Annotated in this window: 27 protein-coding genes and 1 tRNA gene; 18 read left to right on the forward strand and 10 right to left on the reverse strand. The window is 33.6% G+C overall.

All coding sequences use genetic code 11. The features are described from left to right. The first annotated feature begins 20 nt into the window (after positions 1 to 20). Entirely contained in the window at positions 21 to 650 is a 630-nt protein-coding gene (locus ABWU65_RS04105; protein WP_007302215.1) for a hypothetical protein, read from the forward strand. Continuing rightward, positions 634 to 1,185 carry a 5-formyltetrahydrofolate cyclo-ligase gene (locus ABWU65_RS04110; RefSeq protein ID WP_007302216.1) on the forward strand — a complete coding sequence of 184 codons (552 nt, stop codon included), beginning with the start codon at positions 634 to 636 and terminating at the stop codon, positions 1,183 to 1,185. Before ABWU65_RS04105 ends, ABWU65_RS04110 begins: the two co-directional genes overlap by 17 nt. A 578-nt stretch (positions 1,186 to 1,763) precedes the next feature. Here ABWU65_RS04110 and ABWU65_RS04115 read toward each other — a convergent pair. Further along, positions 1,764 to 2,777 (reverse strand): hypothetical protein, encoded by a 1,014-nt coding sequence (locus ABWU65_RS04115; protein WP_007302218.1) that lies wholly within the window; start codon positions 2,775 to 2,777, stop codon positions 1,764 to 1,766. Between the two features lie 141 nt (positions 2,778 to 2,918). Here ABWU65_RS04115 and elbB point away from each other — a divergent pair, with 141 nt between their 5' ends. The 9 genes from elbB to dapA all read left to right on the forward strand — a co-directional run bounded on the left by elbB (position 2,919) and on the right by dapA (position 9,682). Further along, positions 2,919 to 3,617 (forward strand): isoprenoid biosynthesis glyoxalase ElbB, encoded by a 699-nt coding sequence (elbB, locus tag ABWU65_RS04120; RefSeq protein WP_007302219.1) that lies wholly within the window; start codon positions 2,919 to 2,921, stop codon positions 3,615 to 3,617. A gap of 129 nt (positions 3,618 to 3,746) precedes the next feature. Beyond that, positions 3,747 to 4,055 carry a hypothetical protein gene (locus tag ABWU65_RS04125; RefSeq protein WP_007302220.1) on the forward strand — a complete coding sequence of 103 codons (309 nt, stop codon included), beginning with the start codon at positions 3,747 to 3,749 and terminating at the stop codon, positions 4,053 to 4,055. Positions 4,056 to 4,113: 58 nt separating this feature from the next. Next, on the forward strand, positions 4,114 to 5,040 hold the full coding sequence (gene ispH / locus ABWU65_RS04130; RefSeq protein WP_007302221.1) for a 4-hydroxy-3-methylbut-2-enyl diphosphate reductase: 927 nt from the start codon (positions 4,114 to 4,116) through the stop codon (positions 5,038 to 5,040). Between the two features lie 270 nt (positions 5,041 to 5,310). Then, positions 5,311 to 6,750 (forward strand): hypothetical protein, encoded by a 1,440-nt coding sequence (locus ABWU65_RS04135; protein WP_019236785.1) that lies wholly within the window; start codon positions 5,311 to 5,313, stop codon positions 6,748 to 6,750. A 4-nt stretch (positions 6,751 to 6,754) separates the two neighbouring features. After that, a complete protein-coding gene (locus tag ABWU65_RS04140) occupies positions 6,755 to 7,363 on the forward strand; it encodes a hypothetical protein (protein WP_007302223.1) in 609 nt (202 codons plus the stop codon). Further along, complete coding sequence (locus ABWU65_RS04145; RefSeq protein ID WP_052264933.1) at positions 7,360 to 8,148, forward strand: hypothetical protein; 789 nt, start codon at positions 7,360 to 7,362, stop codon at positions 8,146 to 8,148. Before ABWU65_RS04140 ends, ABWU65_RS04145 begins: the two co-directional genes overlap by 4 nt. Before the next feature lie 12 nt (positions 8,149 to 8,160). Then, positions 8,161 to 8,234: transfer RNA gene (locus tag ABWU65_RS04150), tRNA-Arg, on the forward strand. Positions 8,235 to 8,302: 68 nt separating this feature from the next. Continuing rightward, positions 8,303 to 8,785, forward strand: a complete 483-nt coding sequence (gene ssb / locus ABWU65_RS04155; RefSeq protein ID WP_006014313.1) for a single-stranded DNA-binding protein — start codon at positions 8,303 to 8,305, stop codon at positions 8,783 to 8,785. A gap of 9 nt (positions 8,786 to 8,794) precedes the next feature. Next, positions 8,795 to 9,682 carry a 4-hydroxy-tetrahydrodipicolinate synthase gene (gene dapA / locus ABWU65_RS04160; protein WP_353280333.1) on the forward strand — a complete coding sequence of 296 codons (888 nt, stop codon included), beginning with the start codon at positions 8,795 to 8,797 and terminating at the stop codon, positions 9,680 to 9,682. A gap of 79 nt (positions 9,683 to 9,761) precedes the next feature. On the opposite strand, the gene ABWU65_RS04165 is transcribed toward dapA, so the two are convergent. Next, the gene (locus tag ABWU65_RS04165) at positions 9,762 to 10,439 is read right to left on the reverse strand and encodes a hypothetical protein (RefSeq protein WP_353280334.1); all 678 of its coding nucleotides are present in this window, start codon (positions 10,437 to 10,439) and stop codon (positions 9,762 to 9,764) included. A gap of 606 nt (positions 10,440 to 11,045) precedes the next feature. After that, entirely contained in the window at positions 11,046 to 12,023 is a 978-nt protein-coding gene (locus tag ABWU65_RS04170; RefSeq protein ID WP_007302226.1) for a quinone oxidoreductase family protein, read from the reverse strand. 57 nt (positions 12,024 to 12,080) lie between these two features. Between ABWU65_RS04170 and ABWU65_RS04175 the strand changes: the two genes are divergently transcribed. Then, the gene (locus ABWU65_RS04175) at positions 12,081 to 12,845 is read left to right on the forward strand and encodes an ankyrin repeat domain-containing protein (protein WP_265024852.1); all 765 of its coding nucleotides are present in this window, start codon (positions 12,081 to 12,083) and stop codon (positions 12,843 to 12,845) included. Between the two features lie 44 nt (positions 12,846 to 12,889). Here the strand turns inward: ABWU65_RS04175 and ABWU65_RS04180 are convergent, their stop codons facing one another. From ABWU65_RS04180 to ABWU65_RS04190, 3 genes are all read right to left on the reverse strand, one after another. Then, the gene (locus ABWU65_RS04180; protein ID WP_010407017.1) at positions 12,890 to 13,426 is read right to left on the reverse strand and encodes a cytochrome c oxidase assembly protein; all 537 of its coding nucleotides are present in this window, start codon (positions 13,424 to 13,426) and stop codon (positions 12,890 to 12,892) included. Further along, positions 13,427 to 14,149 (reverse strand): Bax inhibitor-1/YccA family protein, encoded by a 723-nt coding sequence (locus ABWU65_RS04185; RefSeq protein ID WP_007302228.1) that lies wholly within the window; start codon positions 14,147 to 14,149, stop codon positions 13,427 to 13,429. 201 nt (positions 14,150 to 14,350) lie between these two features. Continuing rightward, positions 14,351 to 15,538, reverse strand: a complete 1,188-nt coding sequence (locus ABWU65_RS04190) for a cysteine desulfurase family protein (protein ID WP_007302229.1) — start codon at positions 15,536 to 15,538, stop codon at positions 14,351 to 14,353. 135 nt (positions 15,539 to 15,673) lie between these two features. Here ABWU65_RS04190 and ABWU65_RS04195 point away from each other — a divergent pair, with 135 nt between their 5' ends. Next, positions 15,674 to 16,372: an alpha/beta hydrolase gene (locus ABWU65_RS04195; RefSeq protein ID WP_353280335.1), complete on the forward strand. Its 699-nt coding sequence runs from the start codon at positions 15,674 to 15,676 to the stop codon at positions 16,370 to 16,372. 247 nt (positions 16,373 to 16,619) lie between these two features. On the opposite strand, the gene ABWU65_RS04200 is transcribed toward ABWU65_RS04195, so the two are convergent. Next, complete coding sequence (locus ABWU65_RS04200; protein WP_019236789.1) at positions 16,620 to 17,294, reverse strand: ABC transporter ATP-binding protein; 675 nt, start codon at positions 17,292 to 17,294, stop codon at positions 16,620 to 16,622. A 26-nt stretch (positions 17,295 to 17,320) separates the two neighbouring features. Next, positions 17,321 to 17,767, reverse strand: coding sequence for a HesB/IscA family protein (locus ABWU65_RS04205; RefSeq protein WP_264685536.1), 447 nt, complete (start codon positions 17,765 to 17,767; stop codon positions 17,321 to 17,323). A 47-nt stretch (positions 17,768 to 17,814) separates the two neighbouring features. Here ABWU65_RS04205 and ABWU65_RS04210 point away from each other — a divergent pair, with 47 nt between their 5' ends. Together ABWU65_RS04210 and ribD are read left to right on the forward strand one after the other, a co-directional pair. Further along, a complete protein-coding gene (locus ABWU65_RS04210) occupies positions 17,815 to 18,996 on the forward strand; it encodes a deoxyguanosinetriphosphate triphosphohydrolase (protein WP_353280336.1) in 1,182 nt (393 codons plus the stop codon). After that, a complete protein-coding gene (gene ribD / locus ABWU65_RS04215) occupies positions 18,996 to 20,246 on the forward strand; it encodes a bifunctional diaminohydroxyphosphoribosylaminopyrimidine deaminase/5-amino-6-(5-phosphoribosylamino)uracil reductase RibD (protein WP_353280337.1) in 1,251 nt (416 codons plus the stop codon). The genes ABWU65_RS04210 and ribD overlap by 1 nt, the downstream gene beginning before the upstream one ends. 54 nt (positions 20,247 to 20,300) lie before the next feature. On the opposite strand, the gene ABWU65_RS04220 is transcribed toward ribD, so the two are convergent. Both ABWU65_RS04220 and ABWU65_RS04225 read right to left on the reverse strand, forming a co-directional pair. Then, a complete protein-coding gene (locus ABWU65_RS04220; protein ID WP_353280339.1) occupies positions 20,301 to 20,561 on the reverse strand; it encodes a hypothetical protein in 261 nt (86 codons plus the stop codon). Positions 20,562 to 20,654: 93 nt separating this feature from the next. After that, on the reverse strand, positions 20,655 to 20,999 hold the full coding sequence (locus ABWU65_RS04225) for a hypothetical protein (RefSeq protein WP_353280340.1): 345 nt from the start codon (positions 20,997 to 20,999) through the stop codon (positions 20,655 to 20,657). Positions 21,000 to 21,133: 134 nt separating this feature from the next. On the opposite strand from ABWU65_RS04225, the gene truB reads away from it, so the two are divergent. The 3 genes from truB to pnp are packed head-to-tail and all read left to right on the forward strand — an operon-like array spanning position 21,134 to position 24,766. After that, positions 21,134 to 22,195 carry a tRNA pseudouridine(55) synthase TruB gene (truB, locus tag ABWU65_RS04230; RefSeq protein ID WP_265024849.1) on the forward strand — a complete coding sequence of 354 codons (1,062 nt, stop codon included), beginning with the start codon at positions 21,134 to 21,136 and terminating at the stop codon, positions 22,193 to 22,195. A gap of 7 nt (positions 22,196 to 22,202) precedes the next feature. Then, positions 22,203 to 22,475 (forward strand): 30S ribosomal protein S15, encoded by a 273-nt coding sequence (gene rpsO / locus ABWU65_RS04235; RefSeq protein ID WP_007302237.1) that lies wholly within the window; start codon positions 22,203 to 22,205, stop codon positions 22,473 to 22,475. Between the two features lie 14 nt (positions 22,476 to 22,489). Beyond that, on the forward strand, positions 22,490 to 24,766 hold the full coding sequence (gene pnp / locus ABWU65_RS04240) for a polyribonucleotide nucleotidyltransferase (protein ID WP_012481924.1): 2,277 nt from the start codon (positions 22,490 to 22,492) through the stop codon (positions 24,764 to 24,766). The last annotated feature ends 40 nt before the right edge of the window (positions 24,767 to 24,806 follow it).

A 24,806-nucleotide genomic window follows, 5' to 3' on the forward strand; every position in this document is an offset into this window, starting at 1 on the left:
TTCTACCCCATAAAAAGTTTATGAAGAATATAATGCTCATTGGCGGTGGAGTTGGAAATGCAGTGTTATTTTCGATAGGGAAGGCATGTCTTGAAAACAATCATAAGGTTTTATATTTCGCTGGCTATAAAAAATTAAGTGATGTATTTAAACGAGCACTGATAGAACGTGCATCAAGTGCAGTAATTTGGGCATGTGAAGAAGGATTGATAGAAACAAGCAGAGAACAGGATAAATCCTTTCATGGTAATATAGTTGATGCAATAATCTCATATCAGCAAGGAAAGTTAGGTAAAATTACTATTAATTTAAACACTATAGATAAAATCATCACTATTGGTTCTGATAAAATGATGAAAGCTATAAATGAAGCTAGAAAAACAATTTTAAAGCCATATCTAAAACCAAAACACATAGCAATATCATCAGTTAACTCTCCTATGCAGTGCATGATGAAAGAAATCTGCGCTCAATGTATTCAGCAACACATAAATAAGGAAACAGGAGAAATAAGTTTTGTTTATAGTTGCAGTAATCAAGACCAGGATATGGAGCTTGTTGACTTTGATTTTTTAAGTGAGCGCTTGAAGCAAAATAGTTTACAAGAAAAGCTCACTGCAAAATGGATAGAACATGTTCAAAGACACTAAACAGCACAAAGAGGAACTAAGGAAGCAATATAGAACCATAAGAAAAGATGTTGATGAAAGTTATTCCAGTTATGCAGCAAGTTCCCTTATTAATCTCTTTAATCAGAACTTAAGCTACGTTAAAGGTAAAACAATAGCAGCGTACATTCCAACAGACGGAGAAATTAATGTTGTGCCTTTGATGCATCATTTACTCGATTTAGGATATAAAGTAGCAATTCCTAATAAAAATAAGTTATTAAAATTTGAGGAATGGAATAAAGCAGATGAAGATATAATCCCCGATACAATCATTACTCCTGTTATTGCTTTTGATGATCATTTTAATAGGTTAGGTTTTGGCGGTGGTTGGTATGATGAAATGATAAAAAAATTACGGCCACTTGGAAAAATATTTATAGGTGTAGCCTATGAGAAGCAATATTGTAAAAATTTACCTGTAGAAAAACATGATCAAAAATTGGATATTATAATCACTGAGATGTGTGTTAGATGTAGAAGTGGATTGCTCAAAAAAGTGGATAGAAAGGAGTAGCATAGTCTCCCTCTTTCTGATAGTAATTGCTTATCTGTTCAGATGCATGCAAATATTGAAACCTGTCTTGTCATCAGAGTAGCTGACACTGGGATCCAACTAAGTTACTTTACAACGTTTTTTGCACAAAAGGACTGGATTCTAGTGTCACGCGCTAGAATGACATCAACTTTTAAATTCCAGTTATGCAAGAAATCTATTCATTTGAAACTTGTTTGAGAAACGTAGCTATAAAAACCGCAGGTACCAGTTGGTTTTTATTAGCTAAAGTAAAGGTCAAATATCTGGAATTCTGAACATAAAATCCCCCTGTGAAAAAAAGATTAGAAAAAATGCAGTGCACATACGACAGAAATTAAGTATGTGTGTGTGCACCCACATACGCTGAAGAGGATACGCTACATTTTTTTGTTGTTTAATAGAAAAAGTCTGCAGACAAAGATAAATTTTTGAGCTCTAAAGATATCTCTAATTGTCATTATAATGAGATTTAAAATATGCGGAAGTAATTTTTTGTGTCCGCTTAGCAGGGTGGCAAAATAAGATAGACAGATACATTAAAACGCTCTTCAAATGTATCAATTCACTCCTTTCCTTTCTTCACTAACTCGTTCAGAACTTGGATTCTTCACTTCAGAATTTGGCTCCATTTGTTTAACTTTATCACCAACTATTTTTTCCACTTTCTCTATTTTATTATTACCACTGTCCATAATTGCAGGTAGAAAATCTTCCATCAAATTTAGCAATTTCTGCATATCTTCCTCATGAGTACTGAGGCCTTTTTCCAGAAGTCTGATCATATCAGCTTCTGAAAAATTTTGAATATTTCCATTCTTTACTAACTCTTGTATAGCAGATCGTTGCTCTTCATTTTTAAGCATTTTTATGATCCTTATTTTATTCTGGGCCTCTTTTGATTTTTCAGCGTTTTCAGGGTATACCATATCATCAATGAACTCTTTCTCTAATCTAGAGAAGTTAATCTTTTCCCAAGTCAATTCATCGATCACATCTTTCACAAAACTTTTCACTGCTTTTCCGCATTTAATTGCACCCTTTTTTACTTTACCAATACTTTTATCTGCATTTTCTTTTATTTCATCTCTATGCTGATATATGGCATAACCAATAGCAGCTATAGCCGCTATTGCTAAAAGCCCTAACAACGCTATTCCACCACCCAACAATGCACCAGCCACTCCCCCTATTGCTAATGTACCTACTAATGCACCTGTCAATGTTGTAAATGCTGCTCCACTTATAACTCCTTGAACTAACAGTTGGTTGCCTAAAGCTTCAAGTTTTTCCTCCATTACTAGATTTTTACCAACTTGCTCAGCTAGTTTTTTGAATTTTTCTCTTCCTGATAATTTTTTTGACACAGCTGTAAAAAATTTTTCGCTTTTCTCATTTTCTAATAAACTGATTATGTCTGCCTTTTTAATTGAATCTAAATTTTTCAGATCTTCATTTTGATCCAAAAACTTTCTTGCTTCTTCCTGTAAAGCTTTATCTCCTTGAATAATTTCAAATATACCTTGAGCAAGGTACTCGCTGTTACCAGTATCTACTGCACCACCTTGTACCATATTCAATTCCCATCAATTATAAATATGCCTAATTATATATACTAATTATTAATTATATTATAATTAACATAAAATAATTACTCCTTTCCAAATATGGAATTTGTATTACAATACCTAGATTATATGAAATCAAGGTATTTTATGGGTGAGAAAAAATTAAGAGCCGCTGTGGTTTTATCAGGATGCGGCCACCTCGACGGCACAGAGGTGAGAGAAGCAGTTTTAAGTTTGCTTGTGCTTGATCAGCAGGAAGTGGATGTTAAATGTTTTGCACCTGATATCAATATCACACAAGTTATGGATCACAAAACAAAAGAGGCGGTAAAAGAAAAAAGGAATGTACTTGTAGAAGCAGCAAGAATCGCAAGAGGTGAGATATATGACCTAAGAGAAGCTAAAGCTGAAAATTTTGACATGCTAGTCGTACCTGGTGGATATGGAGTTGCGAAAAATTTATCTGACTTAGCTGAAAATAAAACAGTAATGCCTGAGTTTGAAAGATTAGTCTCAGAGTTCTTTGTTGCAAAAAAGCCAATAGGAACTATATGTATATCTCCAGCCATTATTGTTTTAATTTTAAGTAGCAAAATAGGTAAAGAAGAAAGTAAGATTAAGGTAACTATAGGAGACGACAAAGACCAGTTGATAGAGAAGCTCGGCGGCGAACATATAACATGCGATACAAAGCTATCAATAGAAGACGAAAAGCATAATATATTTTCCTGCTCTGCTTATATGCGTAGTGATGAAAGTACACACTCTGTATATCAAGGAATAAAACACATGATTGACAGTATGGTGAAAAAAATTAATAAAAAAACCAAACAACCATTTCTCTAAAGTGTAGTTTCTTATACAATTAATTATGTCTGTTGCATTATTGTTGTAGCCAAAGTAATCTGTAATTGCTTATTAATGATAAGCTATATTTAGTATGTAAGTTTAGTTCTTTTTTTTATAGATATAAATATGTCAGATCTTTTTTATATTGAAAGTGAGTGTTGTGTAGATGGTCAGTGTGATACTTATGCAGGAGAAGTGAGTATTAATGATGTCATGTTGGGCAAGTTTAGTCTAAATTCACACAGTGGGAAAAAAGCCATGGTAAATATAGACATCGTTACATTCGATATCCATATTGCTATGGATGGCCAAGATGGAAAGACAATAAAAAGAGACCTCAAGAGTCCCGAATTTGTAATTAAAGATGACGGTTCCTGGTATATTAATAAGAATCTTGGTAATGATAAATTTGAAATTATAGTAAAGCAGTCATGATATGAAACATAGTGAGCGGAGCTTACTTTTTAGCAATGTTTACATACTTACTTAAAAAATGGAGATTATCTTAGCTGAACCACGCGGTTTCTGTGCAGGTGTTAAAAGAGCTGTAGACATATTAGCAATCACTTTAGAGAAATACAAAAATGAACGCCAAGTTTATGTACTACACGAAATCGTTCATAATAAATATATAGTAGAGGGCTTTAAGAAACAAGGAGTGGTTTTTGTAAGCAGCATAGAAGACATTAAAGACAATAGAGGAATATTGATCTTCAGTGCACATGGAGTGTCGAAAAGTATAGAGGATGAGGCAAAAAGAAAGGGTGTTCAAGTGATTGATGCAACATGTCCATTAGTTAGCAAAGTACATAAAGAGGCAAAAAGGTATGAGGATAGTGGTAAAGAATTAATTCTAATTGGACATGAAAATCATCCAGAAGTTAAAGGAATTATAGGAAGAGTAAGTAATCCTATATCTCTAGTGCAAACTATGCAAGACGTATACAATTTACAAATCAAAGATCCAGATAATTTATCTTATGTAACACAAACCACGTTAAGTATTGACGATACCAAAGAAATTATTGCTACACTGAAGCTCAGATTTCCAAGCATTACAGGCCCCGACTTAAAAGATATATGCTATGCAACACAAAATAGGCAGAACGCTGTTAAAAAATTGGCTAAAATTACAGACGTAGTGTTAATTGTAGGAAGCAAAAACAGTTCAAATTCAAACCGTTTATTAGACCTGTGCATTTCCACAGGAAAAAGAGCCTATTTGATTGATAATTATAAATGTATGAACAAAAATTGGTTGCAGGGCGCAGAAAAAATAGGAATTACTGCAGGTGCTTCTGCTCCTGATATATTAGTTGATGAGCTAGTAAATTACTTAAAAATAAATATGAATACAAAAGTTTCAGTCATGCCAGATGGATTCACTGAAAATGTTCAGTTCAAGTATACTAAATGGTAATGTGCAACAACGTGCGTCAAATCAAGTCTTTAGCTTAATTCAATTTTCAGTCTGTTGGAGAATAAAATATCAAGCTGAGATATAATTAATCCTCGTTTGTCAGGTTAAGTTGTGTCTAGCACAAATATAAAAAACCTTCATCATACAAAAGGGTTAATATTACTACTAATTTTATCAAAAACTTATAATATAAGTAATATTGTCATCTAATGTTTAATGAATTTCAATAAATTACCTTTTTAATTCTAGATGAGTATACACTTTGTTAATATGTTTGGGTCAAAACCCAAAAGTAAGTTTATGCTTTCTATAGGAAAAGAAGGCACAATGTTACTATATTTTAAAAATGATACTTTAAATAAAAGATATTTTGCTAAGGACAAAAATAATAAAGCTGTTTCTGACTTAATTTCATGTCTTTCATCAGATAAAAAAGCACCCTTATATCTGGTTCTCAATCACACTGATCAGAACTATTTGCTACAGTCTATCCCAAGAGTAAATAGGATTAGTGCTTATCTATCAGCAAAAACAAAAGTAGAGCATTTTGCTCATAATAACGATATAAATTCTATTCTCTTGGTCGAAAAGCCGAATAAATTTAATCAAAACTGGTGGTATCTATTTGTTTCATCAAAAGCAAATCATTTAATAGAATATTGGTTGGACGTGTTTGTTGAAATAGGCTCTAACTTTAAAGGAATATTAATGTTTCCTATAGAACTAGTCAGTATAGCAAAAAAGATTCTACACAAAGATCCTAGTAACTGGAAAATTATAGTTGCTGCAACTAAAACAGGTGGCTATAGACAAGTGGTTCTTAAAGAGAACAAAATGATATTTACACGTTTAATACCATTTACTAATGATAATTTACCAGGAATCATTGCTGGTGAAATATATCAGGAAGTGAAAAATACAATTCAATCTTTAACTAAGTTTGGATTTGAAAAAAATGACCCTGTCGACCTCTGCATTATAGTATCAGAAGCTATTAAATCTAGTTTATCAGTTATAAATTTTTCAGAGAATAGTGTGAACATATTGACTCCATATGAGCTGGGTAAACTATTGGGGGCAGAATTAGCTATAAGCGAAAAAGATAGCTTTTGTGATACTACAATTTTGTTTCACAGCTTTAAGAATAAGCCAACAGATGTTTTTAATACAAAAGAAACTAAAGAATTTTATCTATTCAATTACCTTTATTTAAACTCTCCTCGGATTTTTCTATACCTCCTTTTGACTTTAATTGTAATTAACACCTTTTGTTTGCGGAATTTGTATTCGAATTTTAATATTGCTGATAATTTATCTGCAAAGCGGAGTGCTTTAAATAACAAACTAATAAAACTTAGCCAAAGCTATAATGTAAAAAAGATAGATGAAGTTTACGATTTTATTAATATCAATAATATTTTATCAAAAATAGAGTACTCTCCTCTCACACAAGTTAAGTATGTAGAAAAGCTAAAAGTACCAGATGTAGAGCTTCAATTATTTGAGTGGAATTATAATGAGGCAAAAAGTTATATTACCACAACTTTAAGGTTTAATTTTCAATCTGGTAAAGACATTTCTTATCAATACGAGAAACTACAGAAAAATTTAAACGATAATTTCCGTACTCATGATATTAGTATTTCTAGCTTACCTACTACTAAAGAGAAAAATCTATCTATTGATGTTGAAATAGGAGAGGCAATGTAGATTGATGACTATCTCTCAACTAAAAAGAAAAGCTACAATTCAGTGCATATATTACTTATTGTTATCTGTTGTATTAATAGGGTTATCAACGTGTTTTATTATCTATAACAAAAAGGTTTATAATAAAAATCAAACTGCAGCTGAAGAAATACGCTCTATTAATTTACAGATCATTGAAATTCAAAAGAAAGAAGTCGTTCTAAATAAAAACCTAGATTTATGGAAAAGAATTTCTTCTTCAAATTTACATAGTAGCAGATACATTACAAATTTAAATTTTGAGCTTAACAAGCTATATAAAAAACACTACATGTTAGAACCTGAAATATCAATTTCTATACCTGAAGAAGCTGAACTCCACAATAAAAGTGAACATACAAAAGTAATAAGAAGTGAAGTGGTTCTAAGTTTAAGCTCAATTAGCGATAAGCATATTTTTTTATTTCTACAGTCTATTCCAAATCTTCCTGGTTATGTTATGATCAGATCTCTTACCTTGAATAAGCAGAGAAATATAGATGCTAAAGTTATAAACCAGATTTTAAGTGGTAATATGATAGAGATAGTGAGAGCTAGTATAGTTTTTGATTGGTATACCATATTAAGTAGATGAATATAAAGTTGTTTTTTATTTTTACGCTGCTGTTTTTTAATGTTAGTGCATATTGCAATTGCGAAGATCTTGTAGAAAATATAGGGATTTGTAAAAAATATTCTTGCCAACAGCATATTAGTAATGAAGATTTTATTGAGCATAAAATATTAGGGTTAAATAGTGAAAATTTATGTGTATATATAGAAAGACAAGGCAATGATGAAATGGTCTGTCATCATTCTAATGATGGAATGATTATAGAAAAGAAGTACTTAAAAAGTATTTTAAAAGTTGGAAATCAAGAAATAAATGACTTCATTGATATAGCAAATTTGCGTGCGAAGGAGTGTTTTTTTATCAACAATTATTATATAGATCGAGACGATATAATAAAAGAGGCAGCAGAGAGTACTTTATCGCAATATGGTAGCATAAAAAGCATTTTTTTTGATGAAGAGCAGGTTAATAGAATAGTTAGTGAGATGGAAAAGTTTAACTTACAGTCTTCAGGAGTTACAGAGGAAGAAAATTTCAATTGTAAAGTAGTCAGTTTAGATTCAATTTTATACTTTTCCCCCGATACATGGAAAATATGGGTAAATGGAAAGTTGTTTATAAATACTAAGGATTTAAAAGTGCACTCAGTAACTGAAAATTATGTAACTTTTTCATGGGCTGTAAACCAAAAGATAACAAAAGAACGGATAAGCAATTCTAAAAATGTACATTTTGGACATGGAGGTATTATGTTTACGCTTTATCCAGAACAAAAATTTGATTTAGATAGTTTATCTATTAAATAATCTAATACATCTGCGCTTGTAGCTCAGTTGGATAGAGCGTTGCCCTCCGGAGGCAAAGGTCGCGGGTTCGAATCCCTCCAAGCGCGTTTTTAATTAAATTTGACAATAATACTCTCACATAAGATAATAAAGAGATTTATTTTAAAGCATAATTATGTCTAGTGGTACTATAAATAAAGTCATATTAGTTGGTAATCTAGGAAAAGATCCTGAAATTAGGACTACACAAAATGGAAAAGAGATGGCAAGTTTTTCAATAGCCACGTCTGAAAGTTGGACTGACAAATTTTCTGGTACGCGCTCTGAAAAGACAGAATGGCATAATATTGTAATTTTTAGTGAAGGATTAGTAAAAATTGTTAAGGATTTTGCGCGCAAAGGTAGTAAAGTTTACGTTGAAGGTTCTCTGAGAACTAGAAAATGGACTGACCAAAATGGTAGCGAAAGGTATACGACAGAGGTGGTGCTATATAACTTTAATAGTGCCCTTACCCTTTTAGATTCACGAAACAGTATGTCAAACTCTGATTACAAGCCAAGTGAATACAAACAAAATGAAACAGAACAAAAAGATAAACACGGAAGTTTTGACAACGATATAAAAGACGAACTAATCGATGATGAAATACCATTTTAATAACTTCAATTGAAATCTACATTTTTATGGACTGCTTGTGTTACTCCTTTTAATTGCAGTGGAGATAGTATAGATTACCAAAGCTTGCAGCGTTTACTAACAATGCAAGCTGAAACTGAAAATGGTGTAGTGTTGCTAGGTAGCACAGGTGAAAGCTTATCACTTACTGATTCTGAAAAGCGCACATTAGTTGAATTTGTATGTGAGCTAAAATTAAATACGAAAATTATAATTGGTGTACCAGGAGTGAATCTATATCAGACTCTTGAATGGCTTGATTTTTGCAAGGGTATGCCTATTCATGGCTATCTAATGACAACTCCCATTTATGCAAAGCCTGGAATCATGGGGCAAACTTTATGGTTTGAAAAGCTGCTTGAAAAAGCACATGTGCCAGCCATGCTTTACAATATTCCATCAAGAGCAGGAGTGAGTCTTCACGCTGAAACTGTACGCAACTTATCCAGCCACGAAAAATTTTGGGCTATCAAAGATTCAAGTGGCACCGTTGATACTTTAACTCAGTATAAGAAAGTTGCACCAAATATTGAGGTCTTTTGCGGAGATGATAATATGATACCCGATATGGCTGCTAAGGGTGCGGCTGGTCTGGTTTCTGTTGCTGCCAATGTTTGGCCACGTGTAGTACATGAATATGTTAAGCAATGCATGAGTGGCGAGAACCCTCAGGCAGACAGTTGGCAACAAGCTTGCAAAACTCTATTTACTGCCAGCAATCCAATACCTACTAAAGCACTCTTGCATGACATTGGGCTTATAGAACACAAAACTGTCCGCCTACCACTCAGCACAGAAGACTTGCCTTCTGTTGAAACATTAAGGCAAGCTAATAAAATGATTCTTGGATGGGAAAATCAACTAGCTATGCAGGATTAGGACTTGAGCGGATAATTCAATTATACTTAACACAAAAAAATGGGCTAAATCCTCTTCAAAAACTTCTATCTATCGTTTCTTAAAATACTCTCCTGTACATATACCCATCAACAATCTTCACATCGCTATCAACTGAGCTACCTGACTGTTTATTTCCTTTGTATATCTCCCCATCAACAATTTTCACATCGCTATCAACTGAGCTACCTGGCTGTTTATTTCCTTCTGGAAAAAAGCTCTCAATTACTTTATCAATTAAGAAATTTAAAGGAATACAAGCAATCACACTCACTACAAAAGTTAAAGCACCTATAGCTGCTGGTGATGTAAAACCAAGAGCAACTAGTCCTGCTCCAACTCCAAAAGAAACACCAATACTACTGATAGTATGTGCATAATTTTTAATTTTATATTCAGTGCTGTTGCTATATTCTCTCAAAATTTGTTCATGTTTTTCGGACATGCCTTTTGGTATATAATTGAGATTTGTAGTTTTTGAGAAAAAACAAGCCTTGATTAAGCCTACTAATAACATTGCAGAACCAATGATTCCACCTGCAATGAGAGGTGGCAAGTTAACATAACTTAGAGCTAAACCTGCAAGAGCCCCGGTACCAGCTGCCATTCCTAGTATTAGTGTTACTACTACTCCTCCTGTTAATATTACTAATCCTAGTTCCAGTTTTGATTCAATTTTCTTTTCTAGGTTACTTTTTGCTTGCCTTGCCTGTTTTAGTTGTGTTCTTGTATAGCCCATAATATTTACCCCCATTTAAAATTAATAATATAATAATAGCATTTTTAGTTTATATAGTCAATTTATTAAGTAATTTTAATTGACTTTCAGCACACTTTAGCCTTATATGTATGGTCCCAGAGTGTAATGGTATATAAAATATGAGAACAAAATGCCATTAAAGGAGAACTTATGATTACTGGATATATCAGAACAACAGAGACAATTCATAAAGCAATGTAAACTTTCTAAGTACTATAACCTCAACTCTAAAACTATTGTAAAACAGAAAAAAGCATTCATTTAAAAGAAAAATAACAGCTCCATATACTATTGAAGTGATAATACTTATAATGTTAGATGTGACACCAAATCTAATTTGAAATATAACTTATTTACTTAGCTTCTTTTGAAACTACTGTGAACATAATATCTATAGATAAAACATTGCATTACCACGCCACTAACGAGTAGCAGAATGACAAGTTTTTCAAACTAGTCCGGTATAAAAATCTCAGTCAGTTTAGCTACAGCTGTATGCTTTTAACTCTCCCAAAAAGAAAATTAACCATGTGAAATTCTTGTTGATATGACTTAATGAATAATTATTTTAGGTTACTAAGTTATTTAAGAAACTTTGATAATATTTAGCCCACTTACTTTTCTATTTTCCATGTCACGATGAGCCTCTATTATTTCATCAAATTTATATTTTTTATTAATTCGTACAATTAAAAGTTTTTTTCTTATCATTTCAAAAATTTCCATTGCAGTAAGCACTAACGTAAGTCTATTGTGCTTGTAGTGATATATCGAAGTTCCAGCTGCAAATAACGAACGCGAACTAAGTAAAGAGAAATTAATAGGAGCATTACCTGATATCTGCCCATAGGAAACATATATGCCAAACTTACCTAAAGATTCAAAAGAGAGCTTGCTTGTAGCGTAACCTATAGGGTCATACACTGCACCTACTCCTCTATTTTTCGTAATCTCCATGATTTTAGAAACGAAGTCTTTATCATTGTAGTTTATTGCGTATGTGCAGCCACTTTGTAAAGCTATCTTCATTTTTTCGTCAGAGCTTATAGAACCTATCACTATACCTTTTTTATCCTTTGCCCATTGGCATATTATTTGCCCCAAACCACCATTAGCTCCATGAACTAGTACAAAAGCACCAGGCCTGATTTTATAAGATTGATTAACTAAATAGTGAGCTGTCATACCTTTAAACAATACTGCAGCAGCAACTTCATCAGGTATATCATTCGGAATTTTTATCAAATATTTCTGGTGTACAATGCGCTTTTCACAATATGCCCCTGGAGGAGCTGTGCAATATCCAACTCTATCTCCAACCTTAAGTCCATCACTAATTTTTTTACCAAGCTTTTCAACAACTCCTACTGCCTCTACTCCAAGTACTGATGGCAGATCTTTAATTTTGCGTGTACCTTTTCTGTGTTCTAAATCATAACGATTTAAGCCGATAGTTGTATGACGTATTAAGACTTCCTCATCTTTTGGCTCACCTATGCTCTTATCTACAAATTCTAATACTTCTGGCCCCCCAGTTTTTTTAATTTGTATAGCTCTAACCATGATAAATGTAAGACAAAAACTTTAATTATGTTATCTAGCAATTAATATTTTTGCAAAATGTTATTTAGAGTTTATACACTACATAAGCGTATTGTTAATAGTTTTGAGGCACAAATTATCATGAACAGAGAAATTTGGCTTTATGGTGTTTTATTCAATGTGTTGTGCAAAGTGGATGAAGATAATGATTTGGATGTTAACAATGTAATAAAAAAAATAAAAGAAAGGTTAGAATATAGAATACAAAAATCAGATAAAAAAAGAGATTATTGTAAATATTTATATACTTCTTGGGAAAAAAAAGGATTTGATATTAATCACCAATTTGACTTGAAAGATTATGATGGCTTTCCAATAGATAGTCTTTTTTCTATTGCCATTAATTATAAATTATACACTTTAACAAATTTAGCGCAAGTTTTAATAAAAGCAGGAGCTAATGTGCAAAATGAAAAAGGATATTTACATGCCTGCGTTTTGGCTCGTTCTCCAGATATATTAAAAGCTCTCATAAAAGCGGGAGTAAATGATAACCCAAATGAAAACTATGGTGGAAATACCGCTTTAGACTATGTTGCTAAATTATATGGTAGAGATAAGTCAACGAAATCCAAGGATTGCTGTAAAATTCTAATTGAGCATACATTAGAAAAAAAACCCAACATAGAAATACCAGATTCTGTAAAAAATAATAAGGAGTTGGCTCAATGTTGGAATGCTTGTGAAGCAAATAATGAAGGATGGGAATTAGCAACAACGAACACTGAAACACAAGTAGTCAGTGTGCAAAAAGCAAATAAGAGCTCCTGCTCAATTCAATAGATGTATCGTACAACCTTGTTCGGATTACAATAGGAAAAGGTTTGTTATTTAAGCTTAAAAAACGTATATGATAGTGTTATTTCACTTAAATCTTTTGTACTATTGTCACGCATTATTTCAGGGTCTACGTAAAAGGATACGGGCATAGCCGCTTTTTGTTTTGGTAGCAGCATTTGCTCTTCAAAACAAAAGCATGCAACTTTATTGAAATATTTACCTGCTTTAAAAGGTGTGACATTATACACTGCCATTCCAAAAGAAGGCTGATCAGATAAATTTTTTGCATAATAAAATACTAAACTTTGTTGCCCTATATTTGTATCGATGTAGTTAGTTTCTGATTTAAATTCCCAAGGCAGACCTGATATTATATCAGCATTAAGGTGAACCCTGATTTTTTGGTCAGTTGCATTTATTGTTGCATTAGTTACTTTTCTCGTTGTGCCACCATATCCAGTAGCTTTACAAAAGATGCTATACAACGGTACTGAAGCATATGCAAGACACAGCATCAATACCACTAAAGATATTAGGAGGAAAACTATAGAACTTTTATTGTTTCCCCTTAAAAAGGAAATCATCTAATCCTTATTGTTGAACAAGTTAAGTAACCTGAGTAAATTGAGGAATATATTGATGAAGTCAAAGTAAAGATTAGTTGCACCAAGTATTGCCAGCTTAGTAGTTGCAACTTCTGAGCCATCATTATATCTATAATAAACATCTTTGATTCTCTGAGCATCGTATGCGGTCATTAAAGTAAACACTATCACTGATACAAACGATATTGCAAAATAGAGAGGACTGCTTCCAAGAAACAGATTAACTATAGATGCAATGATTAACCCCCAGATTCCCATAATCAAAAAAGAACCCATGCTGGTAAGATCTTTTTTTGTAGTATTACCATATAAAGCCATAGAACCAAACATGATCGATGTAATGAAAAATGCTCTCGCTATATTTTCTGCAGTATAAATTATAAAAATATGAGATAAAGAAATTCCCATTAAAACTGAGAATAGAAAAAATACAGTAAGTGTTGACTGAGCACTTAGGTGTTGAAGCCTAAAAGACATATAAAACACCAATGCAACTGGAGATAGCATTACCACAAGCGATAGAACAGGATTGGAATAAATCACCTGGAAAAGACCAGAAAACACTGTTAAAAACGCAACAAGCCCTGTAACACCTAAAGCTAAAGCCATATAATTGTATACTTTAGTTAGGTAACTCCTGAGTCCAGCACTATAATAAACGCCCTGAGAGCGAATATCCTGTTCGTTTTTCATATAAGACATATGTAACTCCTTATTATCTCTTGATGATATATTATAATACAATACAGCGTTTTTATCAAGTATAAAATGACATACTACAATTGAATGGTGTGGTATGCAATTAGAGAATTTCTTCCATAACTATAAGCAAATCGGTTTTCAGCAGCATTTAACTATTATAACAACCTCTGGCAATAGAAATTACTTTCACCATTCCCTCTATCATGATTTAAGGGGAATGGTGAAAGTAGTTTTTGCATTTACTAAAGCATTCTTCTTATAGATACTATACCAACAATCCACTATTTTTTCTATGTCTCGCGGTTTAACCTCCGGACCTATACTGATTCTAATTGAACATTCTGCTTGCTCTTTTGTTGCTCCCATTGCAAGCAAAACATGAGAAGGCCCAACTTTTCCAGAAGAGCATGCAGAACCATTGCTGACTGCAATATTATTTAAGTCAAAATGCATGAGCTGCAGATCATTCTTTACCCTCGGCATATAAATAAAACTTGTATTTGGCAATCTTTCAGAATTTCTGCCAAAGATCTTGATATCACTGACAAGACTTAATAATTCACACTCCAATTGATCACGCAGCTTCTCCACTTCATTCATTTTTGATAGAAGATCTGGAATGTTTTGCAATGCAGCAGAAAGACCTGCAATTGCAACAATGTTTTCTGTACCACCACGCAATCCTCTTTCTTGCCCACCACCTATTATAGTAGGTTCTATTACAAGCTTTTTGTCAAATATTAAAACTCCACTACCTGCTATACCACCAAATTTGTGAGCAGATAAAGTAAGTAAATCCACTCCTAAATCTTCCATATTTACTTTGATTTTCCCAACACTTTGAGCAGCGTCAGTGTGACAGATTGCCCCGAATTTATGTGCTATTTTAGCTATTTCCTTAACAGGCTGGATAACTCCAGTTTCGTTATTAGCCATCATCACTGAAATTATTACTTTATTCCCTTCAAGTTCGCTTAGAATTTTCTCTAGCTCTAAAAAGTCAACAATACCCTCTTGATTAACGGGTATTATATGTGGATTACATGCAGAATTAAGAATTGAAGGATGCTCTGTAGCTGAAATTACATGCAGATAGCCTTTCATTCCTCTCATGACGAGGTTGTTTGCTTCAGTTGCACCAGACGTAAAAACTATTTCTTTATCATCTGGAATGCTAAGAGCATCACGTACGTTATCTCTTACCTCTTTAAGAATCTTCCTCGCTTCTTGTCCTCTTTTATGCAGAGATGATGGATTTAGTGTTTGTTTTGACAAAATCTCAAGTATACTTTTTTTTACATTTTTACTCACTGGAGCAGTTGCATTATAATCAGCATACACGCAACTACTTTCTTCCAGAGAGAATAAACTCACAGGCTTATTTGTCACTTACCATTAACCAATTATGTATGTTAACTTTAACACGATAAAAAATTTATTGCAAAAACAGTGAAATTAATACATAATTAATAAATAATTTACATTATCAAGCCCTGTCAAAACAGGTTTTTATTAGGAGCAATCATGGTAGAAGTCTTTTTAAATAATGCAACAAAAAAGATAGAAGGTAGATATCATCAAAGCAAAGATACCAATGCACCAGTTGTGCTAATTTTACATCATCACCCTCAATATGGTGGTAGTATGGATAGTAAGATTATACATACTATATATGAATCTTTTATCGATAATAACTTTTCTGCATTGACAATTAATTTTCGTGGTGTCGGAAAATCTACCGGAACTTTTGATAAGGGTATAGGAGAATTAACTGATGCTGCAGTAGCTATTGATTGGCTTCAGGAGCATAACTCTAACAACGTTCCAATTTGGATAGTCGGTTTTTCTTTTGGATCATGGGTAGCTATGCAGTTGACAATGCGCCGTCCAGAGATAGTAAGTTTTGTTGCCCTTTCTCTTCCAGCAACTAAGTACGATTTCTCTTTTCTCTCTCCTTGCCCAGTTCCTGGACTTATAATACAAAGTAATAATGATACAATTTCAGAAGAAAGCGATGTAACAGAATTAGCACAAAGGTTAATAAATTCGGTAAAAAATAACCATATGGAATACCATATAGTAGACGATACTAACCACTTTTTAAGGGATAAAGAAGAGGAAGTAGCTCAAATTATAGATAATTATATAAAACTACGCTTAAACAGTGCAGTCACTTCCTCCAAAAAAGTTAAAAAAGAGATAAGGGTAAAAGAATATGCCTAACTTTACAAATGAGAGAAATGAACGTATTAATATAAATAAAAAAAGTCTTGTTATGTTTAGGCAATTATTATTTCTCGTTTTAGCAATGTTTATGCTGTCAGGATGCTTTCTAAGTAAACAGCGTAAGTTAAAGAGTCCGTGTATAAAAAATAATGAAAGCATTTCATGCGAATTATACTCCGTTAATGACCATTGGTTAAATAAGTACAAGTTATAGGTAGCTTTGTATTGTACTTGTTTCTTCCATTTACAGCTTTACTAATGATCGGTTTTTTAACTGAAAAATGTGATCTGCTTTTTCTGCAAGGATATAGTTGTGTGTTACTATAAGCATAGAGCTGTTATTTTCCTTTACATATGAATGTAACAGCAAAAATACATTCAAAGAATTTGTTGGGTCTAAATTTCCCGTTGGCTCATCTGCAAGTAAAAGCTTTGGAGAGTTTACAATGCTTCTTGCAATTGCAACCCTCTGCCTTTCTCCACCAGAAATTTCAGATACCATACTACTTGCTTTACTTTCCAAACCAAATTTTTCCAATATTGCTTGCGATTTTTTTTTTGCTTCAGCTTTGCTTCTTCTTGCAATAAGCTGAGGAAGCATAACGTTTTCCAACACTGATAACTCTTGTAATAAATAGTGAAATTGATAAACAAAGCTAAGAAAATTTCTTCTTACATGAGTTTTATATTTATTGCTGGCTTGCGTACAATTTACTCCATCTATTGTCACTACACCTAAAGTTGGCTTATCCAATAGGCCTGCAATTTGCAATATAGTTGTTTTTCCTGATCCTGAACTGCCGATCAATGCAACTACTTGCCCTCTTGTAAGACTCAGATTGATATCTTCTACAATAGCAGGACTTTTTTTGAAGCTCTTACTCACAGAAGCTAGCTCTAGTGCTACATCACTGTCCATATTATAAAAAGATCCAGGAGGGAGAATTAGACCGAGAAACTGTTACCACACCCACATCGAGACTTAGCGAGAGCATTCTTGATTTGAAAACCAGAACCACTTAGATCTTCAGTATAATCTATAGTTGAATTATTTAAAAATTTCGCTGAACAATTATCAACCATTAACACAGGGTTTCCATTCTCATCATTAATTACTATATCTTTACCTTTTTCACTAAAACTGGAGTGGCTTCTATAATCCTCGCTATCTTCGTCACCGTCAAAATCGTCGTCTTCATCATCGTCAAAATCGTCACCCAAAGACATCTTCTTATTTATTTGATCCATAAGAAAATTATACTTGAAGCCAGAGCATCCACCACCTGAAACTGCAACCCGCAAAACAGAACTCTCATCTCCTTCCTGTTCTACAAGGGAGTGGATTTTCCTTAATGCATTGTCAGTTAAGCTAATATTGTAATCTGTTGACATAACAACCACCGTTCATTATTGATAACCTATTATAGTAGAAATTTTACATGTCAAACAATAATTTTCTATTAAGTTACGCGTGCTTTCCAAATAAAACAAAAGGAAGAAATTTTAAAGAGCCAGAAGATGAAAATCGCAGCTGCTTTCAGCGTGATAGGGACCGCATTATTCACTCTAATGCGTTTAGGAAATTGGGGTACAAAACACAAGTTTTTATCAATTATGAGCATGATTACTATCGTACTCGGCTAACTCATAGCCTTGAAGTTGCACAAATTGCAAGATCCATCGCACGCAGGCTCAGATTAGATGAGGACATCACCGAATGCATAGCGCTTGCACATGACCTTGGTCATCCTCCATTTGGTCACACAGGTGAGAATGCTCTAGTTCAAGTTGATAAGGAGAAGTATGAGTTTGATCATAATGTTCAAGCTATAAGGATTTTAACTTATCTTGAACAAAAACATGCTGATTTTGATGGTATGAATCTAAGTTGGGAAGTGATTGAAGGCGTTGCAAAGCATAACGGTCCTTTACTCGGTCAAAATGCGGTATCTCAAACAAATAATCAGCTGTTATTAGAATGCAATGAAAAATATGATCTAAAGCTTGAAGAATTTTCAAGCATTGAAGCACAAGTTGCTTCGATTGCTGATGACATCGCTTACAGTGTGCATGATCTTGATGATGCACTCAGGGCAAATTTAGTAACCATCGCAGATTTGCTCGATGTTCCTTTAATTGGCAAAATGTTCAAAGAAGTAAAAAGCGAACATTCAGAATTGGCTCAAAGCAAACTCATACATGAATCACTGAGTAGAACTATAGGAATTATGATAAATGATGTCGTTTTTCAGACTGAAAGAAATATTAAAGACTACAAAATAAAAAGCGTAGAAGATGTAAGGAGCTTGAATAATATGCTAGTCACATTTTCACCAGAAGTTGCAAATGCCACAAAAGAGATGAAAAAATTCAACATGGAAAAAATATACAGAAGTTATAAACTGGCCAGAACAATGAACAAAGCAAAACGTATAGTACAGGAGCTTTTTCAATGTTTTTATGAAAACCCAAGGTTATTACCCACAGAGTGGAACAAACTTGCTTGTGAATCTCAGCGTTCAGTAATAATATGTGATTATATCTCAGGTATGACAGATAGATTTGCCATACACGAGCACAGAAGAATTTTTGATACCTCATACGAAATGACTTCTTTCTAATGACTGAAGATTATTTCATGTCGATCGCATTAAAACTTGCAGAAAAAAGTCTTGGAAGTGTTGCACCAAATCCCACTGTTGGATGTGTCATTGTAAAAGACGGTATGGTGATCGGTGAAGGCTACACAGGAATTGGTGGGCGCCCACATGCAGAAGTAGTTGCTTTGCAAAATGCTAAAGATTTAACTCATGGTGCAACTATGTACGTCACTCTTGAACCATGCTGCCACTTTGGAGTTACAGAACCTTGCACTGCAGAAATCATAAAATCAGGAATAAAAAGAGTAGTAATTGCAGCAATTGATCCAGATAGTAGAGTTTCAGGTGGAGGAATTAAAGCTCTGAAAGAAGCAGGAATTGAAGTTGAGCAAGGTATTATGCAAAAAGAGGCAGAAGTATTGAATGTCGGTTTTTTCACCACTAAAGAATTTCATAGACCATTCATAGCTTGCAAAATCGCAACAACTCTTGACGGAAAAATCGCAACATTTACAGGTGATAGCAAATGGATAACAAGTGAAGATACGAGAAATTGGGTACATGAGCTCAGAGCAAAATATGATGCAATTATGATTGGCAGTAGTACCCTTATCAATGACGATCCTCTCTTAACTTGCAGATTACCAGGACTCGAAGACAGGTCGCCAATAAGGCTAATTATCGATAGCCAAGGGAAATTGAAGGAAGAGCATAATATTGCAAAAACTGCAGACAAAATAACAACTTGGGTGATTACAAACAGAGAAATAGAGAAAAAAATAAAAAACATTAATTATTTGATAGTCAATTCAAATCACAAACCTCCTGTTATTCCAGATGTTACCCCAACACACTCTCCTGTCATTCCAATACCTTCTCCTGTCATCCCAGTGCCCAGACACTGGGATCCAGAAAACTTCAAGCAATTGCATAATGAAAACTGGTCACGCGCTGGAATGACATCGGAGCCTGACATTATCGATAAAGTCTGCCTAAAAGACATGGCATCAAAACTTGTTTCAGAAATTGGCATAACAAGGTTATTAGTTGAAGGTGGAGGAATATTAATTACAGAGCTATTAAAGCATAATTTGATTGATAGATTAATAATCTGTCGCAGTGGTAAAATTCTAGGCAATGATGCCACTCCTTTTATAGGAGATCTAGGGATTCAATCCATAAACAACTGCCATAAATTCAAAAAAGTAAAGATAATAGAGTTCAGTGAGGATGTAGTTGAGGTGTGGGATAGATCTTACGTACCTAAATGATAGAGAAAAGAAGTAGAGATAACTCTACCTCTTTTTTTCTCGATTTAAAACTGCTTACTTCTGAGCAATTTTTGATAGAGCTGCATTTACTGCAACCTCTCCTAATTTAGCTTGAACTTCATTCTTTAAAGCTTCAAGATCTTTATCACCTACCGCAACTGTTAATGACTTAGAATCAGGAGCCATAGCTAACTTTCCTTTCATTTCAGCAAGCTGACCTTCACCATCTACGCTAGTTAATTGTACTTTATAATTATCGTCAGCAACAGCAACGTGTTTAAATTTAACTTCAACTGATTTATTTTTTAGCAACACATTCAGAGTTACTTCATCACCAACATTTTTACCATTTGTTAATGCTTCATAATCATCTTTTGAAAGTTTCAGATGTAATTGCTTAACATCCTGCTAACTTTCGTCTTTAGTTGTTTCTTCAACAACTTCACCACTCTTTACCATATCAACAAGAAGAACAAAGAAATCTGTATCTTTAACATTCACTCCTATTTCTTCATTCTTATGCATTTGCTGATATGAAGCATAAGCTGCTGCGGCAAAATATACAGCGACAATGAACAGAACTGCAATTCCAGCAGGGCTAGCAATAAGTGCTAAAGACGCAGGTCCAGCAATTACTTTAGTAGCAATCAATAATGTTGTTATTGCTGCTGCTAAAGATGCAGTTGCAACTGTACTTTCAATACTCATTTTTGTTATGGGTGCTATATTTTTCAATTTCCATATAGTAGTCATAATTACTTCTTCCTTAATTAAGGTTAATAAAAAGTTAATTGTATATTAACAATGCACACTAGTCAAGCATTTTTATTAACAACTTAATATTTTATCTACTTTCTAAATTGTTACTAATTATGTAAGATTGATACATGGTAAATGGCTGGCTGAATCTTGATAAACCAACAGGAATGAGTTCTGCACAAGCTGTAACTCAAATTAAAAGGATTTTTGGAATAAAAAAAGCCGGACATTTGGGAACACTTGATCCTTTGGCTTCAGGTATATTACCGATCGCTCTTGGTGAAGCAACAAAAACTATACCGTATTTATCTTGTGACTTAAAGGCATACAATTTCACAATAAAATGGGGAAAACAAACAACTACGGATGATTTGGGTGGTGATATCATTAGAACTAGCGATATAAAACCCGAATATAACCAAATAAACTGTGCGATTAAGGATTTTATTGGTGAGATAACACAAACTCCTCCTCAATTTTCAGCAGTGAAAATCAAGGGAGCAAGAGCATATAAATTAGCAAGAAGTGGGCAAAAGGTAAATATAAAACCTCGACAAGTCAAAATACATGAACTGAAGCTGATATTCTTGGACACTATAAATAATAGTGCTGATTTTTCTATGATCTGCGGTAGCGGTGTATATGTAAGATCAATTGCAAGAGATCTTGGAGTCACATTAAATTGCTTTGGACACATTACAAAATTAAGAAGAACGATGGTAGGTGATTTTAAGGAAGATGAATCAGTGACAATTGAGCAACTTACTAAAAAAAACACAACAACTTACTCTCCCCAGTGCTTGACACTGGATACAAATACTTACAAATCATGTAATGGACAAAAGATTCTAGGAGCATATGTCAAAAACAATGTTCGTGATGCAATAAGCTTGATCCCAGTGCTTGACACTGGGATGACAGAGGGAGGTGGGATGGCAGAAGATGATGGAGGTAATACAAAAAGTTTCATCATCCCCATTGAATCGGCTTTAAAATCGATGTTCAAAGTTGAAATTTCCTTAGAGGAAGCGGAGAAAATCAGAAAAGGTCAAGAAATTATATTAAATAACTTGCGTAATTTAAAGAATTATGATATTTTTTGTACGATAGTGGGTAATGTACCTATTGCAATTTGCAGTTTTACTCATGGTTATGTGAAGCCTATTCGTGTTTTTAATATTTTGAAATGAGGTTTAGATGTCAATAACATCCCAAAAGAAAAAAAGTTTGATTAGTACATATGCAATTAAAGAAGATGATACAGGTTCATCTTTTGTACAGTGTGCAATTTTAACCGAGAGGATCAGTAATTTAACTGAGCATTTTAAAGCGCATAAGCATGACCATAATTCTAAGCGCGGTTTACTTATATTGATAGGTAGAAGGCGCAAGCACTTAAATTATATAAAACGTAAATTTGGTAATGAAGCCTATCAAGAGTTAATAGAGAAGTTAGGCATTAGAAAATAATCGAGGAATTTTGTATGTTTGAAATTATAAAAAAATCTATAGATTGGGAGGGGCGTACCTTATCTTTAGAAACTGGGAAAATAGCACGTCAAGCTGATGGTTCAGTAGTTGTAAATTATGGAGATACTTCTATCTTAGTCACTGTTGTACGAAAAAAGAAGGAAGAAAGTGTTGATTTTCTCCCTTTAAATGTGCAGTTTATTGCAAAAAGTTATGCCATGGGTAAGATTCCTGGTGGTTTTTTTAAAAGAGAAGGAAAACCATCTGATAGAGAAACTTTAATTTCAAGAGTAATAGATAGAAGTATAAGGCCGTTATTTCCTGAAGGTTTTCATGATGAAATTAGTGTAGTATGTAATCTGTTAACTTACGATACGGTCAATTCTCCTGAAGTACCAGCATTGATAGGTACCGTCGCAGCTCTTGCAATTTCTGGTGTTCCTTTCCACTTTACTATAGCTGGAGTCATGGTCGGTTGTGATGAAAATAACAATTATATACTCAATCCTTCCGTTCAAGAGATGAAAGCGAGCAACTTGGATCTGTTTTTGTCTGGTGATGAAAATTCGATCTTAATGGTCGAATCGGAAGTCAAAGAGCTCTCTGAAGAAAATGTTTTAAACGCAATAAAATTTGGTCATGAACACCTTCAACCTGTTATTAAGCTCATAAAAGAATTTGCTGATACAGTTGGCAATAAACCTGAAAGCTTTGCTCCTGTTGATATATCAGATATAACTCAAGAACTTGAAAAATATCGAAAAGACTTTGAAGAAGCATATTCAAAAACAGTAAAACAAGAGCGAGTCCAAGCTCTAGAAGTAGTCAGGAATAATATATTGAATACTCTTAAAGAGGCTGGAAAAGACGAAAAGTTAATTACTTATGCAGTAAAAAGCTTTGAAAGATCTTTAGTGCGTGAAATGATTAGAAGGAAAAGTGTGAGAATAGACAGCCGTAAGTATGATGAAATACGCCAGATAGAAATTGAGGCTGACATTCTACCCAAGACTCACGGTTCTGCGCTATTTACAAGGGGTAGCACTCAGGCACTAGTTGTTACTGCTCTTGGTACTACACAAGATGAGCAAATTGTGGATGACATTGAAGGGGATAGACGTGAACATTTTATGTTGCATTATAATTTTCCTCCATTTGCTGTTGGAGAGGCTTCTGCTATACGCGCACCAGGAAGGAGAGAAATTGGTCATGGTAAACTTGCTTGGAAAGCAATTCATCCTGTTTTACCTGATAAATCTGAATTTCCTTATACAATAAGGGTAGTATCTGAGATTATGGAATCTGATGGTTCTTCTTCTATGGCAACAGTTTGTGGAACTTCCATTGCATTAATGGATACAGGTGTGCCAATAAAGGCTCCCGTTGCAGGAATTGCTATGGGTCTCATCAAAGACAAAAATGAGCATATAATACTTTCTGATATACTGGGCGATGAAGACTATCTTGGTGATATGGACTTCAAAGTAGCAGGAACTAGCGAAGGGATTACAGCACTGCAGATGGATATGAAAATTCCTGGTATAAGCTTTGAAATTGTTGAAAAATCTTTAGAACAAGCAAAAGTCGGAAGATTACATATCTTAGAAAAAATGAATGCAGTAATTTCAGAACATCGTAAGGATATAAAAGATCATGTACCAAGAGTGTTATCGTTTTATATAGATAAAGATAAAATTTCTGCAGCTATTGGTACTAAAGGAAAAAATATACGCAGTGTATGTGAAAGAAGTAATGCAAAAATTGAAATAGGGGATGACGGTAAAGTTTCTGTTTTTGCCATTAGTAGTACTGAAGCTGAAGCTGCAAAGAATATGATGATTGATTCAATAACAGAGCTAGAACAAGGTTCTATAATTGATGCTAAAGTTGTAAAGATAGAGAAGTCTATTGTAGAGCTAGAACTTCTTAATGGAAGAAAAGGAAAAATGCATATAAGCGAGGTAGCTAATCAACATGTAGAGTCCATTGAGGATATACTTAAACAGGGTGATACCTTCAAAGCTTTGATAATTGACTTTGAAAAAGGTGGATGTCCAAAATTATCAAGACGTCGTGTTGATCAAGAAACAGGTGAATTTTTTGAAGGTAAGCTTTACAATGAAGAAAGGAGAGATGGTTTAAATAATAGGGATAATTATTATAACAACTCGTTTAATAAAAAACCTGAAGATAATTATCATAGTAATAGACCTACTCGTCCTCGTTCTGGTTTTAGTAATAGAAGCAGACCAAAATTTGGTAATAATGACTCGTCATCAGGTTTCTATTGAGGTTGAACTTACTTTCTATTATCTCAGTGTCGAAACACTG

Origin of the sequence: Wolbachia endosymbiont (group B) of Silvanus unidentatus (genome assembly GCF_964028615.1) — a bacterium.
Lineage (GTDB): Bacteria > Pseudomonadota > Alphaproteobacteria > Rickettsiales > Anaplasmataceae > Wolbachia.